The 17,679-nt window shown below is 38.0% G+C and carries 15 protein-coding genes; 5 read left to right on the top strand and 10 right to left on the bottom strand.

The window, feature by feature from the left end; translation table 11 throughout:
- The 3 genes from WA338_RS12985 to WA338_RS12975 form a co-directional block, all read right to left on the bottom strand.
- Positions 1-285, bottom strand: coding sequence for a helix-turn-helix domain-containing protein (locus WA338_RS12985; protein ID WP_273015995.1), 285 nt, complete (start codon positions 283-285; stop codon positions 1-3).
- A 377-nt stretch (positions 286-662) separates the two neighbouring features.
- A complete protein-coding gene (locus WA338_RS12980) occupies positions 663-1,493 on the bottom strand; it encodes an RteC domain-containing protein (RefSeq protein ID WP_273015994.1) in 831 nt (276 codons plus the stop codon).
- Positions 1,494-1,601: 108 nt separating this feature from the next.
- Positions 1,602-1,973, bottom strand: a complete 372-nt coding sequence (locus WA338_RS12975; RefSeq protein ID WP_273015992.1) for a hypothetical protein — start codon at positions 1,971-1,973, stop codon at positions 1,602-1,604.
- A gap of 224 nt (positions 1,974-2,197) precedes the next feature.
- On the opposite strand from WA338_RS12975, the gene WA338_RS12970 reads away from it, so the two are divergent.
- The 4 genes from WA338_RS12970 to WA338_RS12955 all read left to right on the top strand — a co-directional run bounded on the left by WA338_RS12970 (position 2,198) and on the right by WA338_RS12955 (position 5,422).
- Complete coding sequence (locus tag WA338_RS12970) at positions 2,198-2,566, top strand: DUF7793 family protein (RefSeq protein WP_273015990.1); 369 nt, start codon at positions 2,198-2,200, stop codon at positions 2,564-2,566.
- A gap of 21 nt (positions 2,567-2,587) precedes the next feature.
- Positions 2,588-3,484, top strand: a complete 897-nt coding sequence (locus tag WA338_RS12965; protein ID WP_273015989.1) for a helix-turn-helix transcriptional regulator — start codon at positions 2,588-2,590, stop codon at positions 3,482-3,484.
- Positions 3,485-3,573: 89 nt separating this feature from the next.
- Positions 3,574-5,085 (top strand): MauE/DoxX family redox-associated membrane protein, encoded by a 1,512-nt coding sequence (locus tag WA338_RS12960; RefSeq protein ID WP_273015987.1) that lies wholly within the window; start codon positions 3,574-3,576, stop codon positions 5,083-5,085.
- Between the two features lie 76 nt (positions 5,086-5,161).
- Positions 5,162-5,422, top strand: coding sequence for a hypothetical protein (locus tag WA338_RS12955; protein ID WP_273015985.1), 261 nt, complete (start codon positions 5,162-5,164; stop codon positions 5,420-5,422).
- A 72-nt stretch (positions 5,423-5,494) separates the two neighbouring features.
- Here the strand turns inward: WA338_RS12955 and WA338_RS12950 are convergent, their stop codons facing one another.
- The 3 genes from WA338_RS12950 to WA338_RS12940 are packed head-to-tail and all read right to left on the bottom strand — an operon-like array spanning position 5,495 to position 12,516.
- Entirely contained in the window at positions 5,495-8,113 is a 2,619-nt protein-coding gene (locus WA338_RS12950; protein WP_273015983.1) for an alpha/beta hydrolase family protein, read from the bottom strand.
- Position 8,114: 1 nt separating this feature from the next.
- On the bottom strand, positions 8,115-9,512 hold the full coding sequence (locus WA338_RS12945) for a RagB/SusD family nutrient uptake outer membrane protein (RefSeq protein ID WP_273015982.1): 1,398 nt from the start codon (positions 9,510-9,512) through the stop codon (positions 8,115-8,117).
- Between the two features lie 10 nt (positions 9,513-9,522).
- Positions 9,523-12,516, bottom strand: coding sequence for a SusC/RagA family TonB-linked outer membrane protein (locus WA338_RS12940; protein WP_336093640.1), 2,994 nt, complete (start codon positions 12,514-12,516; stop codon positions 9,523-9,525).
- 1,205 nt (positions 12,517-13,721) lie between these two features.
- Between WA338_RS12940 and WA338_RS12935 the strand changes: the two genes are divergently transcribed.
- Complete coding sequence (locus tag WA338_RS12935; protein ID WP_273015979.1) at positions 13,722-14,042, top strand: hypothetical protein; 321 nt, start codon at positions 13,722-13,724, stop codon at positions 14,040-14,042.
- 274 nt (positions 14,043-14,316) lie between these two features.
- On the opposite strand, the gene WA338_RS12930 is transcribed toward WA338_RS12935, so the two are convergent.
- From WA338_RS12930 to WA338_RS12915, 4 genes are read right to left on the bottom strand one after another with little or no spacing between them, the layout of a single operon-like run.
- Positions 14,317-15,546 carry a DNA phosphorothioation-associated DGQHR protein 1 gene (locus WA338_RS12930; RefSeq protein ID WP_273015977.1) on the bottom strand — a complete coding sequence of 410 codons (1,230 nt, stop codon included), beginning with the start codon at positions 15,544-15,546 and terminating at the stop codon, positions 14,317-14,319.
- Between the two features lies 1 nt (position 15,547).
- Positions 15,548-15,982 (bottom strand): hypothetical protein, encoded by a 435-nt coding sequence (locus WA338_RS12925; protein WP_273015976.1) that lies wholly within the window; start codon positions 15,980-15,982, stop codon positions 15,548-15,550.
- Between the two features lie 6 nt (positions 15,983-15,988).
- The gene (locus tag WA338_RS12920) at positions 15,989-16,354 is read right to left on the bottom strand and encodes a DndE family protein (RefSeq protein ID WP_273015974.1); all 366 of its coding nucleotides are present in this window, start codon (positions 16,352-16,354) and stop codon (positions 15,989-15,991) included.
- Entirely contained in the window at positions 16,338-17,516 is a 1,179-nt protein-coding gene (locus WA338_RS12915) for a hypothetical protein (protein ID WP_336093636.1), read from the bottom strand. The genes WA338_RS12920 and WA338_RS12915 overlap by 17 nt, the downstream gene beginning before the upstream one ends.
- Positions 17,517-17,679: the final 163 nt, after the last annotated feature.

Raw genomic sequence — 17,679 nt, 5'->3', positions numbered from 1 at the left:
CTATGATTTTAGTCCATAATCAATCCGATTGTTTTCCATCAATTTGGTGATATCCTCGTGGTCATAGTAGAGAATACCACCTACCTTAGTAAAGGGGAGGGTACCGTTGATTCGTAGATTTTGAAGGGTTCCCGGGCTTACCTGAAGCAGTTCCATAACCTCTGTAGATTTAAGATATCTTTTGAGTTTTTCAGAACCCTGATTTTTAAGAAGTGTTTTGATCTCTTGTAGCAATTCCGTTTTGAATTCGCGCAGATCATCTGTAGTAATCAATGTTGCTGGCATAATGCTGTTTTTTAATAGAAAGGGGCTATCGAGGTTCATTCATTTTTGTTGACAGCCCCTATCTGGGTTTGACTTTCGTTCTACGAATTTGAATAGGTTTGATGGGAATTATTCACAAGGGGCTTCGTAGTGGGAAAAAATTTAACAGTCTTTAAAAAGCATTAATTTTGAGCTGTTTTGGATGTTTTTGATAGTACAAAGAGCACAAACGTAAAAATGAAAGCGCCTAAGAATTTTAAAAATTCATTTTCGTAGTTACGAAGAGGTGGGATTTTTTATGGCACCGCAAAAGGGTGCAAAGTTCCAAGGATCAACTTGAAATAAAATTCATTTTCTACTACCGATTTGTAATTTACTCAGAGGTATTTTGTGAGGAACTATTCGTCGTCTTTATTCATTTTAGCTTCCAAAGCCACGATGAGGCTTTCAAGATATTTTGAACGTGTGTTTTTCCTGGCTTTGATTTCAGAATAGGTCTTGTAGATATTATCGAGTTTGATATTGAAGATATCTTCGAAGGAAGTGGTAAGGGTACTGATATCAGCAGTTCCATGATTGAGATCTCCCGAGGCAAAAAGCGCATAGATCAATTCAACCAAAGCCGTTTTGGAACCCGACCAAACCATAACCGGATGTTTCTGGGGCGGGAAGGTTTCGATAATACCGGGTTTTAAGGATTCTATAGCTTCCCGGATATAATGGATCAGCCGATACATCGCTTGTATTTTTGCCCAGAGCATATCGTGAGAACTGGAGAATTCAGGATACTGATAATAGTTTATGGTAGGTGTGAATGGGAAGTTTTTACGGTGGTTACGCGTAAAAAGCTGATGATCCATATACGAATGTCCTTGCTCCATGTATTGAACAAAATCATTATTCCGATAAAAGAATTTATTGATTTTACGCAGTTCTTTTTCAAAGAATTGAATCTGAAAGCTTTCTCCGGCTTTGGGTTTACGAGATTCACAAGAGCGCATCTCCGAGAAGTAAATGAGGTAACTCATCGGACACGGCTTGATGTTTTTAAAGAAATCAATTTCTTCGGGAACGTTTTCAAAATCCTCCTGCTCAACGATTTCTTTTAATTTAGAAAGGGAGTCATTAGCGATTTCAATTCCTGAGTTTGCTTTTTTAACGGGATCTATAAGCCCCAGCACTTGGGTATTGAGAAGTTGGTGAAAGTTGTGTATTTCAGAGGTAAACATCGTATTATTAACTAGGCGGGTTAATAAATAATGAGGCAGTAGAACTTTCAACTGGTGTAGTGGATTAGTGGGTAATCAATCACGTCTTATTGGAAGGGCTTCTTGCTTTTAGTTGCTGGTTCTCATCATTTCTAAGTATTCTAATAAAAAATTATCATCGGTATGCACTAAAGCCTGTTTAGGAATTACAGTTGCAACCCGTTTTCTCTCTTCAAAGTTGGCACTCAAACCAAAATCGATTTGATTCATATATAATTTTCGGGCTCTTAAAATGGTTTGATACAAAAGCTGCCTGTAGGTTTGAAATGCCTTCAGATCTATCCTCCCGCTCAAATTTGGGCATACCACATCATGATTCTTTTGATGCATTTCCAAGAATTTATAATCTACAACAGGAAACAGAGCACTATCAGATTTTATAAACTGAGGGGTTGTTTGGAGTACTATAGGTAGGAAATTGGTGTGTTTAACTTGAGCCATCGTGTAGTCTTTAGATTATGTTACAAGCTAGTTATAAATAAGAGAAATAATAACCGGTAGTTAAGAATTTGGACTTTATAGTCAAGCATTTGGGCTTTAGAGTCAATTCGACACAAAATCATTTTAATTAAATTTAAATATTCGTTTTTCATAATAGGTGCACGCATTTGCATAAAACTGATGCTAAAAATGAATGCTATTTATAGGACTAAATTGCTGACGGGATGGTGATTGATAATAAATATGCAAAAATGTGGAAAGATGACGGAATTGTGTTTTTTGTCTATAAACCGGTGCGCTGTATTGATTTAGTGATGGCTGAAAAAGTGGTGCTGCAGCGCCTAGAGTTACAAAACGGGATGGAGTATCCTATTTTTTGTGACTTACGGGCAGTTTATGGAGCAGATAAAGCTGCACGTGATTATCTTGGAAATCAAGGATCATTACTTACTAAAGCACAGGCTTTTTTGGTTGAAAGTAACTATACCTTATTTCTGTTGAACATGTATTTACGTACTACTGCTGTAAATACCACAATACAAGTTTTTAAAGAGGAGAGCAAGGCGCTGACATTCTTGAGTCAATTCAAGTAAATAACTTAAAATCTATAGCAGATGGAACGTACAAAGGAAGAGCGATTCAAACAACTGTCCGATCAAATCATTGAAATTGCAGTAGGCAATTTTGAATTTCGGTATAAACCCTCACCACGGCTGGATGCTATTGATACAGTGGGCGTACTTTTAAATATGTTGAGTGAAGAAATTACATTTTTTAATTTTGGTAGCTACGCCAATTCTTTTTTAAGGCCTGCGCCGGTGATATTGATTTTTGATTCAAAAGGTAAACTTAAAAATTGTTCTTCTTGCTTTTTGGAAATTTTGGGATATGCACAAGTACCTCAAGAAAGCGAATTATCTATTGATTCCTATCTTACGGAGTATTCTATTCCATTATTTACCGAGGAGTTTAATAATGTAACTCAAGAGTCCAACCCGAGAGTTTTTCCCTTAGATTTTAATACTGCAAATAAACGGATCTTTAAATCAAATTGTAGCTTAACTCTTCTGACACATAAAAAAGAGCACCAGTATGCATTATTAATCTATGAAGATTTTAAGCTGGAAGATCTAAAAGAACGCAGTGGAGCTCCCAAAAAACAAATCAAATCAGTTCGATCGCGAAGTGCTAGAAATCGGATTTTTGCGAAGAATTTACGGATGTATTGCTTGCGTAATTTAGATAAGCCATTACCATCTCTACGTGATATAGGTCTGCTGCATCGTACCAATGCAACTAAAATAAAGGCAGAATTTAAAAAAGCCTTTGGGATGACCATCTATCAATTCCACCTTAGTGAACGTTTAAAGCGAGCAGCTCTGCTATTACAAACTACAGATAGCTCTGTAAAGGAAATTTCCAGAAAATGTGGTTTTAACAGTGCAGCTCACTTTTCTCGATGTTTTAAAAAGAACTATGATCAAACTCCTTTATCTTATAAAGGGCTCTAAAAAAAGGCTTTACAGGCAAAATTTTGGACTTAGGAGTCAATCTGACTTTTAAAAACTGTTCCGACCTTTAGTTTCTGATAGTTAAGGTTATGGAACTAAAAACAGGAAACAGTAAAAGATGGTTTATAGATCTGGTGAGTGGCTTCTTCATTCTGCTCTGGGTTTATGCTGCTACCGCCAAACTTTTGGATTACCAAGCCTTTAGCGTCCAGCTGGGACAATCCCCCTTACTCAGTGCTTATGCCGGAGTCTTGGTTTGGTTGGTTCCGTTGAGTGAGTATATACTAAGCGGACTCTTGCTGTTTCCAAAAACTAAAAGAGTGGGTTTATATGGCAGTCTGTGTTTGATGACGGCTTTTACAACCTATATCATAATCATTCTCAACTACGCTGATTTTGTACCCTGCTCCTGTGGAGGGATTTTAGAATCCTTAGGTTGGACGGAGCATCTGATCTTTAATGGGGTATGTTTGTTGTTGGCTGCGACTGCTTTTTTAGTAGCTTCTCAAAATCCTAAAAGCGCTATTCTTGAGTTAAAACGAAACACAATATTAAAACTCTGCACAAGCCTATTCGGGAGTTCTGTATTGGTAATTGTTCTTTTTTTGACATCAGAAGAGCAATTGCATCGTAATAATGCTTTTATAAGAAGATATCCACACCATTTACTTACTTTTAATAAGGCTTATGACCTCGAAGTAAACTCCTATTATTTTGCTGGTATTGCACACGAAAGCCTGTATCTGGGTAACTACACCGCCCCCTTAAAATTGAAGTCATTCGATCTTACACTGGAGCCGAAAGAAAACCTAAGCATCAACTTACCCAATTTAACCAGTTACTCTTTTAAGTCGATACAAAATAAAGTATATGCTGATCAATTATATACCTACGATGGCAGTGTACCGGTGCTTTTTCAAGGGACCCCAGATGGTCAAAAGATGTCCCAAGAACTATATAAACGAGCTTTTTTTGATAAAATAATCCCAGTCTCTGACTCAACTTTTATTATAGGTACTACCGCTGCATCATCGGGGAACTATGCGTTGGGGAATATTACAAGCAATACTGGTAAAACTCGCATTTATCCTAAATTATTGGAACCCCAGATAGATGGGGTGTTTGATGTAAATGGCTTTCTGCTGTTTAATGATTTGCTCAATCTCGTGGTTTATCAATACCGCTATCGCAATGAATATTTACTGTTAAATACTCAACTAGAGCTACAGACGAAAGGTAAACTTATAGATACCATAGCAACTGCTCAACTGGAAGTATTAACCCTTAAAGATTCTATACACAAATTGGGTCCCAACACCCAAACCGTAGCGGAATATGCAACTACAGCTTCGCACTATTTGTTTATACAATCAAGTCGTTTAGGAAAATACGAATCTGAAAAAATGTTAGATCAAGCCCGTATTGTAGATGTGTATGATCTAAACAATCAAAACTATGTATCCAGTTTTTACCTCTATGATTATAAAGGTGAAAAATCAAAAGCTTTTATAATAACCGGGCAACATCTGTTTGCACTGATGGGAGACTATCTGGTGATCTATGAAATACGATCTGATTTTTTGGATCTGGAAGCCATTTAAAATATATCGGCCGATATCAGGAGTACGACCGAAAACCTGAACTAGAGTAGGTCATTAATTATTAAATTTTACAATTATGAAAAATGTAAAAAGAAGACTCACCTTGCCGGTACTCGCAGTAGCACTGGCAGCAGGGGGAGCACTGTTGACCAGCGCAAAAGATGTTGCGATTAAAAATGGTCATCAGTTTGATCCTACACAAAATCAGTGTGTAGACATGAACGTTGAGTGTACAGATGTTGCAAATGACGAGTTCTGTACCACTTTAGAAGGACAACCTTTGTACGACTTACAAGGTACGAGCTGTCCTGAGCGTCTCTATCGTATTCAGGATTAATTGAATACAAAAAGCTGCATCCCTAAGGATGCAGCTTTTATTTATCTCAACATACAATCAAAAAGTCATAAATCACTCTCGTTTATTTTTATAAGCATATGCATTGGTTTGCATCCATACAGGTTTTGATTTCTCCTTTAAATAATGCTCAAACCAGTCTGTAACGCGCCTGGTAATGTCCTTCCTTGCTCTTGATTTTACAAAATGATGGGCTTCATCCGGATAAAGTAGCAGGCTAACTTCTTTTTGGGCTCGGGAAAGGGCCAGATAGAAGGATTCAGATTCGTGCCAATTTACATGATAATCTTCTTTTCCGGCAAATAAGAGAAGCGGTGTGTCCATATTGTCAACCTCCAGAATAGGAGAATTCCTCAAATAAGCTTGCTTCATTGCATAATAGGGTTTAGACATTCGGGATTGGTGATTTTCAAACTGAAAGAATTCAGGTTTTCCACTTTCACTAGGGGAAGTATATCTTCGAATTAAATCATTGAAACCCCCTCCGGAAACCGCCGCGGTAAAGCGGTTATTATGTGTCACTATAAAATTGGTCTCATACCCACCAAAGGAATAGCCGATAAGGCCCAGTCTATTGGTGTCAATCGCCTGTTCCTGAAAGCTGTGATCAAGGATTGCATTAAGGCTTTCATTGGCAGAAACCCCTACGTTATCTATCTCATACTTTAAATTGGGATAAAGCACAAAATACCCCTTACTACGCATATGGCTGCTGTTGAAGCCTGTTGTTTTTACTACTCCGGGATTGCAATACCTGTTGATTTCACTGGCTTTATCCTCATAAACCTCTACGACCATCGGATATTTTTTCGAAGGGTTATAGTCAAAGGGATACATCAGCGCAGCAGCTACTGGTTGCTCATTAGCATTTTCAAACTTTAGAAGTTTTGCCGTACCCCAAGTATATTCCGCGTAGTGTGGATTTGATTGAAACAGTACTCTAGGATGCTCCAACTTAGGTTCCCAAAACATAAGCCGGGGCGGTAGATCCTGATCTTCCTCCAAATACAACAGCTGCTGGTTCCTGATTATTGGATTATAGCAATGTGTGTTTCCATATGTGATTTCTTTTAAGGTTCCATTTACAAGCCATGCATATCCGCTTTCATAAGCTTCTCCTTTTACTTCTAAAAATTGGGGTTCACTCAGGTCCAGTACCGGCGCCGTATCATAACTGTAATTTCGCTCAAAAGGATCGGTGATCTTTTGCTTTACGATACGATAACTTCTTTTTTTGGAGCTTCCTGAGGTGAGCCGCTTTACTTCTTGAGTCTTTAAATCAACCTGATACAGATCGTATTGATCATAGAGATATATCAAAGTCTCATCCGGACTGTAACCTGCTATTTCGTAAGCTTCCGGAGAGCCCGTCCAGTCATAATCCACATCATACAGAGGTTGGGCAATCAGTTGAGAAAGGTTCAGCTCTTTCCCGGTTTTAAGATCCAGTGCATACCAATTTAAGTCTTTAAAATAATTGATGTAGTTGCCTTTGGGTGATACCATCAGATTAGAAGTGATGTACTCCAGACGTTCCACTGTTTTTAAAACATTACCGGTTTGGATATTGAGAACTTCTAAAGCAACATCCTGCTCAATCTTTACCGTAGGTTCATTCAGGTGTTGCTTCACCCGGATCACATAATCTTGGTTATGGGTAAGTACCGTTCTTGACCAAATAGAATCACTCAAAGTTCTATACAAGCCGGTTTTAGGATTCCAAACGTGATATAACGGATAGTTTAAATAATCTTCCCGGTACTGGGTATGGAGTAGTTTGTAGGTATCCCTGCTTCGGAATAGATCTACGGTTTTATCCCAAACCACTTTGCGACGTACTTTGGGCTTGCTGGGAAAATACAGATTGCTTCCGGTGGATGCGAATATAAATTGCAATTGAGAATTTGGACCATTACAAAGCTCTTGATCTTTTGGAAACGCGGGTATTTTATCAGGATCAAATACCTGTAGATTCCTACCCTTAGTCTCATAATAATACAGTTTGGAATGATTAATGGAGTCCGTTGCCGTTCTAAGGGCCAGCTTTTCAGAATCGGGAGACCAGATAAGTTCTTCTGCCTTTGCATCGACTTCCGTTAGCACCTGTGGTTTTTGCTGGGGTTTTTGTAAATCAAATAGCAACACCCGTCGTATTTCGTTTACGTGTTGAATGCCCACCATCAACTTACCATTTGGACTCAAAGTATAGCTTTCTAAAGCAGGTAAGGCTTGTGTATGCCGCCCATCAAGGTCTACGTAAGTAAGCGGCTTAAGAGGATCCTTAGGTTTTAAAAGAAGTTTCTCAAGATCATCACTATATTCAAAATGGGTAGAACCTTCATAGGTCTGGGTAGTGCCGGTATTAAGATGCAGTACATTGACTGTTTGATCCTTTACGTAAACGTAGCAGTCTTTATAAAACTCTCGTTTAGAGGACAAAGGGATCTCATAGGTCTTTTGAGAATGACGGGCGCGAATCATTAAGCTGTCTTGCCGATTTTCATAATCTTTAAAGACTTCGTACCAATCAGCATCAGCTGATGTTTTTAGGACCTTGACCGAATACCAGCGTTCATAATCGGTTTCTTGAACGGGTTTTAGTTGTTGTGCCTTTGCTACAGTATTTAGACAAAGCAAGAACATGAGGCTTATCAGTGCTTTTAAATATTTCATACTAGTATCCCGGATTTTGTGGTAAAAGATTAGGGTTTGCCTGAAGTTCGGTTTCTGGTAGGGGCAACAAGTAACTTGAAATTCCCCAGCCGGGCTTAAGATTTTCAAGCCGGGCTTCAGCGCGACCCCAGCGTTTCAAATCAAACCAGCGATGCCCAAATTCTGTGAAAAATTCAGCCTTACGCTCGTATATTAATGCTTCTTCCAGCGCGTTGGGATCAAGCGTACTTATTGCAGGAAGCCCTGCCCGTAATCGTGTATGGTTGAGATCATCACGTGCTCCGATAAAATCATTTTTACGTAGCCTTGCCTCTGCTCGTATTAAATAAGCTTCAGCCAAACGAATTACTTTACTGTATTCCTGTGAGGTTTCGGTAGGGCTGTATTCCTGATATTTATAGGGGAAATACCAGATGGCTGTCCCATCGCTAACAGAACTCATCCAATTTTCAGCTCGTAAATCTTTCGCTTCAAAACTATTGAGGAAGGCCTCCCGTAAGGCATTACCGGTTGGTGGAGCAGTAAGTAGGATAAAGCTTTGGGCTTCATAGGTATTATAACCTGGTTGCTCGGGTTTAAATTGCCAAAGGGTGGCTGCACTGGACCGTTTAAAGACTTCATCAATATGGACATTCAGTGAATATAAGCCTGAATTAATCACACTGCTGACAAGGCTAGTTGCCTGTTCCCAATTTTCAGCATACAGGTGTACACGTGCTGATACTAATTGTGCTACAAAGCGATTAGGCCTTGTACGTTCTGTATTAGAATAGTTCTCAGGAAGCAGGTTTGTCGCTTGTTCCAGATCTGCCAGAATCAAGTCCGTAACTGTAGCGGCATCAGACTTTTCAATACGGCTGTTAACCGCATAATCTGTAGTAGTTACATAGGGAATGGCTCCAAAGAGTTGATTTAAGTAGAAATATAACAGTCCTCTCAGAAAGAAGGCTTCTCCCACTAAGGGATCGCGTTGTTCAGGAGTTAAGGATGTACTTTCTAGAAGCCCTTCAATTACCGCATTGGTCGCATAAATGCTTTGATACGTATTTGCCCACATCGTTTGAATAAGTGGGGTGGCGGGGGATAGGGTGTGGGTAGCAAACTCTGCAGCACTCCCGGAAGCACTTTCATTAAGTTCCAGTTCATCTGCATACAGCGAAAAGGCATTGGAAATTCCTGAAGCACTACCGCTAAGTAGTCCTTCTTCGCGCTGTATCGCGTAGATATTAGTCAAGGCTGCTTCGGCTGTTTTGAGTTCCTGGAACACCGAAGTTCCAGTCTGTTGATTGGAGGGCAGGTCTACTTCTACAAAATCTGCACAAGCCAGTACTATAACTGCTAGACATAAGTTAAGTAAAGAAGCCAGCCCTCGATTCCAAAATTGTTTATCGTTTTTCATCAGTAGTAATTTAAAAGGTGAATTGAGCTCCAAGCACAAACTGCCGTAGGGGAGGTAGAATCAGGGGAGATGAAGTTTCAGGATCTGCTCCCGTATAATCAGTAAGGGTGAAGACGTTTTGCCCCTGTAGATACAAGCGTGCTTCTAGATATTTAAGAAGCTTTCGAGGTAGGGTGTAATTTAGATTGACGTTTTTAAGCCGTATAAAGGAAGCATCAGACCAGTTAAGATTACTATCTAAAAAACGACGATAGGCATCAGCAACAGCACGATTTCTTCCTATGCTGTACTGTTGAAAAGTAGCGACATCCCCCGGTTCTTGCCAGCGGTCAGTTACCGCTACAGGCTGGTTGACCATACCTCCCGGTATGCCGGAATAGATACCTGTATTGTCCTTAGCTACAAACTGAAAAAAGAAATTTAAATCCCAATTCTTATAGGATAGTTCATTCCCCAAACCACCAAAATACCGGGGATCAACCCTGGCAATGAACTCTTTATCACCAGTAGCCGTGATATTGCCATCCCCATCAAAATCCCGAAATTCATAGATCCCCGTATCTGGGTTTACGCCGGAGATCTCGTAGCGTTTTTGAATAGTAAGCGATTCTCCAATTACGAGTTGGTTGGCATAAGGCGAACCTGCCAAACCTGGGTAGGAGACTAGTTCATTTTTTGGAATCGAGAGGTTAAAACTCGTGGTCCACTTCCAGTTGGTTGTATTCAAGTTAACACTGCGCAATTCCAACTCTAATCCGCGGTTTTCAACCGTCGCATCCAGATTAGCGCGTAACGTGTTAAATCCGGTGGTGGTTGGTAAAGGGATGCCTACCAGTTGATTGCCGGAGCGGTTTTTAAAGTAAGTCGTATTCAGAAAAAGATGGTCTTTAAAAAAGCCCAGTTCTAAAGCCAGTTCCTGTTTGGTATTGGTTTCCCAACTGAAATTAGGATTAAACAATTGGGTAGGAGCCAGCCCAATAAGCCCATCGTAATTGGTATTAGACAAGCTATAAGTGTCGAGGTACTCATAGTTTCCAATCTGGTCATTTCCCGTAATACCATAACTGGCCCGTAGCTTTCCAAAGCTCAGTAAACTTTGGTTTTTAAATAAAGCTTCTTCGGTAAATATCCAAGCCAAACCTACCGCTCCAAAATTGGCGAATCGGTTTGAGTTTCCAAAGCGGCTGCTCCCGTCCCTACGGCCTGTAATGTTAAGCAAGTATTTACGATCCCAATTGAGGTTGATGCGTCCAAAAACAGCCTGATAGCGATAGGTCTCGTCCTCGCTTTTCACAAGTTGTAAAACTGATGCTGCAGCCAGATCATCAAGCAGGGCGTTGCTGGGAAAATTTTGAGCATAGAAGGTGCGCATTTTTGTATCGTCTTCCTGAAAGGAAGCACCCACAAGCGCATTGATTTCTAATAAGCCAATTTCGTGCTCATACATGAGCTGCGGTTCGGCAATCCAAGATTTACGTGTCCCATTGTTGTCATAGACGCTAGAGAGGCTACTGTCGAGATTGAAAGCAGGATTATATCGGGTAGAAGGGAGGATGCGTGTTTCGTCCAGTTCTAATGTTGTATAGCCCAGATTAAGTTTGAGTTGCAGCTGATCAAGCAGTTTATAAGATAAATTGGCATTGGCTATCAGGTTATACGTTTTACTCTCATACCGTTCATTCAGGTAAGTGGCTAATGGGTTTGCCCAAGTACTGTTTTCCCAATTCAGTTCGCCATCTTCAGTATAAAGTTCAGGGGCATTAGGTACCAGAGTACGGGTATAACTAAATAAGTCAGATCCCGGTTGATCGTTGCGGTCGATCACATAATTAACCGACAGGTTAAGCGCAAAGCGCTCTTCGGTATCCTTATGTTGCAGGCTTGCCAAAACGCTGGCTTTATGATAGCCGTTAGCTCCCGGAAATACGGTGGTCTCGTCTCGCAGCGTGCCTCCTAGTAGATATCTGGTTTGATTGGTGCCGCCACTAAAACGCAGGTTTAGTTGTTGCTGCCGAGCCTGATCTCCTGCAAGAAGTTCCTGCCAATTGGCGTTGCGAGTAGTGTCCCAAGTCCCATTGACATCATAGGCATTAAAAGGGAGGGTAGTTACCCCGTCATTAGTATAAGCCTCTCTACGCATCTCAAGATATTGCTCAGTATTCATCAAGGGTGTGAAGTGAGCAACTTCCCCAATTCCTGAATACAAATCAAGTGAGAGTTGAGTTTTACCGGCCTTCCCTTTTTTGGTTGTGATCAAAACCACTCCATTAGCTCCACGTGAACCATAAATAGCGGTAGCATCTGCATCTTTTAAAATTTCAATACTGGCGATATCGGCAGGATTGATGCTGTTTAGTGGAGAGTTAGTACCGGGGTAGATATAGCTCAATGTTTCATTACCTAAGGAAGTTGATGAAAACGGAACCCCATCTACGATATACAGCGGGTCATTGCCCTCACCGATGCTGTTAGTTCCCCGTATCTGAATATTAAATCCACCTCCGGGCACTCCGGTAGTTTGTGTAATGTTGACCCCGGCCATTCGGCCTTGCAAAGCGGCTAGGGGATTGGTCACGGGTTGACCCTCGATCTCCTCGGCAGTTACCCGGGCGATACTTCCAGTTTGTTCACGGCGGGTGGTGTTGTAATACCCGGCGTTGATGGTCACTTCGCCCAGATCGGTGATGTCCTGTTGTAGGGTGATGGTAAATGTGGTTTGATTCCCTACCGGTAGGCGTAGCGTTTTAAACCCCAGATAGCTGATACTTAAAGTATCGCTAGGTTGTGCTTGAATGCCGAAAGCCCCGTCTAGATCGGTTTGCGTACCCGTGTTGCTGTTCAACAGGCGAATGCTTACACCGGGAATTGGATTTTCTTGTGTATCGCTAATGGTACCGGATACGGTTTGTTGGGGCGTAGTAGCCCAAAGTAGATTTCCTGTTGTCCAAAATAGGATAACAAGTATCCACGCAGCCCCCGTAAGGCGCGTAGTCAAAATTTTCATAACTTCGTCGTGTTATTAGATGAAACAATAGTTTTATTTAAGCGCACGCCTTCCCCGCTGACTCTACTCTTGGGGAAGGCTCTTTTGCTTAACACCCGTATTAACGCGTGTTTTTTATTTTCTCATAGTCATTTTTTTATGGCTAATTCAAGTGTTTTATAGAAAGTTTTAAAATTTGGTTTTAAGGCTTCTTTTTCTTCAGTATAGCATTCTCGTTGTCCTCGTCTTTAATCATCTCCTTTAACTCTTTTACCAAGGTCGGAGGGGAACTTAAGGATAACTTAACGTGAACCTTAACTACAAACTATCCAAACCCGAAGGGTTAAGCTTCCTTTTGGTCAGTATAGCAAGGGTATCCCGTTAAAAATTTCTGAAGCCTTGGAGGAAATTTAGGGATGCACTTGCGGTTTTTGCGGTAGCAAAAAATACCTATCCAAAAGGCGTCGTTTCTTTTGGTTCGTTTTCTTTAGACGAGTAAAGAAAATGAACAGAACTTGCTATAGAACCTATACTTTCTCATACCCGAAGACTTTCCTTAAACGACTATCTGAATTAAGGCAATTCGCACGCTAAAGAAAATCAACAAAACATCCTATAAAAACTACTGCTAATGCACCAGTGCTAATACAGAACCTGTATAAGCCCGTGCTGCACGCAGTGCATGCAACCCCAACCCAACTACCGATTAAACTTAGGGAATGACCGGTAACCCACGGGTGCTTTAGCAAGATGGTGTGCTCCCGTTCGCACGTTTGTCATATTTTATTTGATTTAAGGATGCCAAGGCAAGCCCATTAATAAATAGCGCAATATGATGCGTTGACCATTTTGGTCTTAATAAATTGTAGGGGGAGCTTAGGGGTGCGAAGCTTTATAAAGAGAAGAAAACGACTTTGAAAAAGTAAGTTGAAGATTTGCAAAAACCCTAAATACAAAAAAGGGCGTGGCTCAACTTACTGCATTAGAGGTACTGGTATACCTGTGTACAAATAAGGAATGAACCTACGCCCGGGTCGTAGGCATTCATACTTATCATCTCGTACACAATCAAAAATTACCAGTTTTCTAATGCGAGATTCAAAGCGAATGCTTCTAATATGTTACTTAAAGAAGTTTCGCAAAAATATAATAACAAATCAAATATAATAAATTTATTTACACATGTGTAATTGTAATCAGGATATTTTATTAGTCCATTTGTTTTAATGGCTAAACAGATAAAAATACCTGAACTAACTACTGCTATTTCAGAAGTAATAAAAAAGCTTTATAAGAGCAAAGAATCAAATGCTCTGCTTAATGCAAATAATGATTATTATGCAGAGATCGGAAAAAGTCTTGGCCTGGAAAGATATACCTCGACAGATCATAATGTAACTTGTAGTAAATTATTTGCAATCTGCGATTTTTTAGAAATATCCCTTTCAGATTTTTTTGAACTTGTTGAACAAGAAAATAATATTCTTAAATATTCAAAGGAAAGAAAAGGCAAGCTCGTAAAAAAAGCATATAAAAAAAGAACATAAAGATCTAATTTTAATATTTATCTGATACGAAAATCATCTTCCCTTCTTCAGTATTTAATACTAAATAATTCGATCTTTAAAAATAATCGAAGAAATTTGGTGTATACTCCTTTGTTTTTTAAAATTCGAAATTTTTAAAAATTAGTTTTACTAGAAAAAAACATTTAGAAAATGTCACCGAGCATTAATAAACTTAGAGCCTGACTAAACAGAAATTTTATTTCTGTGGTTTTAGCTCCAAATGTATTTTGAGACTTAATAAACAACGTTTAAATTAATCACCCGCTGAGGCTAGAATTCTACTAACATTTGTAGCATCAATATCTTTTAGATCACTTGTCGAAGAAAAATTATTTGCTATAAATAAGATTTTTTTAATTCGGGATTTACCGACCCCTGATGCCTGAAAATAGTTATCCGAAAAATCAACTTTTGAAAAATTCTCGACATATTTTTTAAAATCAATGTTATTAACGTCTGGATTTGACTGAAGAATTTTTTTCAATAAATCAAATAATGCCTGAATACCAACGGTTTTAATAATATAAGAATTCTCAGCACCAATTTTCTTCCAAATTAATTCATCAACCCAATAAAAATATTTTTTTACAATATTATATATTAAATCATCTTTATTTTGAATAAAAGCATCTCTTAAGGGCGAGGAATCTCTAAACTCTTTTAACGCTTTTCTATTTCTTCCTCTAAAAATTGAAGTTTGTCCCATTTCAACCCTATCCCGTTTAGGATTGCTGGAAATTAAGCTCAATATGCCATCAACGACAGTTGCTGTCGATACAATGAAATTATCCCTGTTAATACTAGAAAAAATTTCTTCTTGATAAATTGGAGCTAATTTAACTTTACCTTTGAAAGCAGAATCTTTAAAATTTAAAATACGACAATAATAAACTGCAAATTTTTCTGGTGTCCAAGATTCTTTTGGTTCTTCCTCTATATTAAAACCAAATTGCTCCAAAGCTAAACTTTTATCAACTTTTTTCTGGTTCCCATTTATTGTTGCAAATAAAAATGCTTGATAGGAATTAGTTAAATCGAAAAAAATAGCACAAACCAAGTCTAAATTTTTTCTGTCTTTTTTTGAAATATATTGAAATGCATTCAAACGATGTTGACCGTCAATTACAGACGCTAACTTTTCTTTGGAAGGAACATTAATTTCATAAAGGTCGTTTTCTATTTCTCGAACCGACCATCTCTTTTCTTCATCTTCAATGATTTCTCCTGTATCTCTATTATAATTTACGGCTAAAATTATGGAGTTTGGAAATGACATTTCTACTGAATCAATATATCTAGCTATGCTTTTAAGTCTTTTCTCATCTTGTTTTCTTTGATTTCCTTTTAATTCGCCACTATCATTGACATATTGTAATTCTTCGGAAAAAGAAATTTCAAGTAAATCTTCAGCCTTAATCTTAGTTACAAAAAAACTTGCTAAGGGCTGGTCTATTTTGAAAGCTTTTAATTTTAAATAACTCATATTATTCTTCAATATTACCACCTAATGCATTAGCTGGATTAACATCCCCTTTTTGAAAATTTGATAACCACCACAAGATCCATGAAAGAATTATGCCTGCACTAACAATCCATATACCAACACCAAAATTTTCCTTTATTGAAAAAACTATAGCTAGCACAACCAAAGCAATAGAAACTAAAAGCACTAAAACTGATAAAAAGACTAATCCTACTTTGTTTTTGAGATTTATATTTTCTATTACAGACTTAGTTAGTTCTAAACAACCAGCAACTGCAATAGAAATAAAATAAGTCGCTGAATTTTGAAGAAAGGAATATTTATCAATCTTTTCCTCACTAAAATAATCGATACATACTGGTAACCATATGCCCATTGTACCGATGAATAATATTGCAATCAAAAAGTACAAAATGAGATTTAAAAACTTTTCCATAATCTTTTATACATTCCAACAAATTAAATCATTCAAGCTATTATAGCTAGGTTCTATTAGGTTTAATTTATTCAGTCCATCATCAATATGCATTTTAAGATATTTAGGTAAGTTTTTATCATTAATACTTAAACCATATCGTAATACGATCATTCCTGCATAGATTTTATAATGATCTCCAAATAAAACGCCTTTTGAGTATTCCTTTCCTTTTGAATCCATGATAAACTTTAAATCTAGTTGTTTCTCTTGCGATAAAGAATAAGTAAGGGCTAAACGGGCTATAATATTTTCAGAACCCAGATTAAGAGATCGCGTTAACTTCGTTACTACTTCTTTATTTGCTTCACTGGTTTTAATACTGGTAAACATCTTCGTACTTTCTAAATGATTCAAAAAGCTCTTTATTTTTTGTTATTTTCTTAAATCGTGATCCAGCCTTGTCGTTTAAAATTAGAAAAGTGCTGTTCAGGTTGTCTTGTAATAAAGCGAATTCCTTTTCAGATAATTCCTTCTCCAGTAGGGGGAAAAGTACAACCTGATCTGAAACTGTAGGGTAGAATTCTTTTATTATGTTTTCAGCGTGGAATTTATCAAATTTTTGCAAAGGACTGTCTATAAAAACAGGAAAATTCACTTTAGACTCTTCAACAAGAGCATTTAATAAAGCTGTAGCATACAACTGTTGTTCTCCTTTAGAAAGGTTTTCCTTATTTATAGAGGCTCCAGAGCCATCCAATAACTCAATATCCATTACATCAGTATCTATAATCACTTTAACATCGATTACAAAATCCTGTTTATGCATGAGTTTTTTCAAACCTACTGATATGGCTTTCTGCAAGGAATATCTTTTTTCCTCCTTAATTCGCTTAATTACCAGATTAATTTTTTCTAATAAGGTAATTGCTACCTTATGCTTTTTTAAGTCCTGAGCTATTATTTGAGATTTTTTTTCAACCTCAGACAACTGCATTTTTAAAGAATTTTGTTGCTGTTTTAGCACCCCAAAATTTTCTTTAAGCTTATTACCTTTATATTGTAGCTTTTGAATTTCCTTTGATACCAGCTCTTTTTCTAATCTTAATTGCTTAGCTAAAGGGTTATCTTTCCGTGCTTCACCTGCCTTTATTTTTTTTGTGGTATTTTTAAGTAAAGTACGATAGTCCTTCTCCTCCTGAACGACCCGATTAAACTCATCTTTGAACGTAGTTTTCAAATAATTATAAAGTGTCTCGAATTTGTTAAACTGCTCATCGGAGTAATCTAACAGAATGTTTTGTATTATCGGAGTGGATGAAGCTTTCTGTCTATCATTTAAAGCTTCCTTTAGTTGTTTTCTCAATTGCTCCTCTTGATTTTCAGACAATTGTAATACATCAAGTTTATCTAAAAATCGTTTTGAAAATTGCTCAAGTTCTCGCTTAAGAACTAAAGGATTTGTTGAAGTGTTTTTTAATTCTTTTTCTAATTGAAGTTGCTCGTAAAAATTAGCCAGACTATTGCCTGCAATAGCAAGTGGAACAAATTCCATTAGCCTTTTTAGTTCAGCCTTAGTAAGGTTTAATTTAGTTTCTAACCAGTTGTGTCTGCTTTTTAATTCCTTAAGTTCTTCCAGGGTGGACTTGCAACAAAAAACTGGACTTTAAGTTGAGTGACTATGCTGCTAGTTTTTGATTATACATATCTATTTCAAA

Origin of the sequence: Leeuwenhoekiella sp. CH_XMU1409-2 (assembly GCF_037029365.1) — a bacterium.
GTDB lineage: Bacteria > Bacteroidota > Bacteroidia > Flavobacteriales > Flavobacteriaceae > Leeuwenhoekiella > Leeuwenhoekiella blandensis.
The sequence above is the reverse complement of the archived record's forward strand: the minus strand, read 5'-3'. Positions and strand labels throughout refer to the sequence as shown.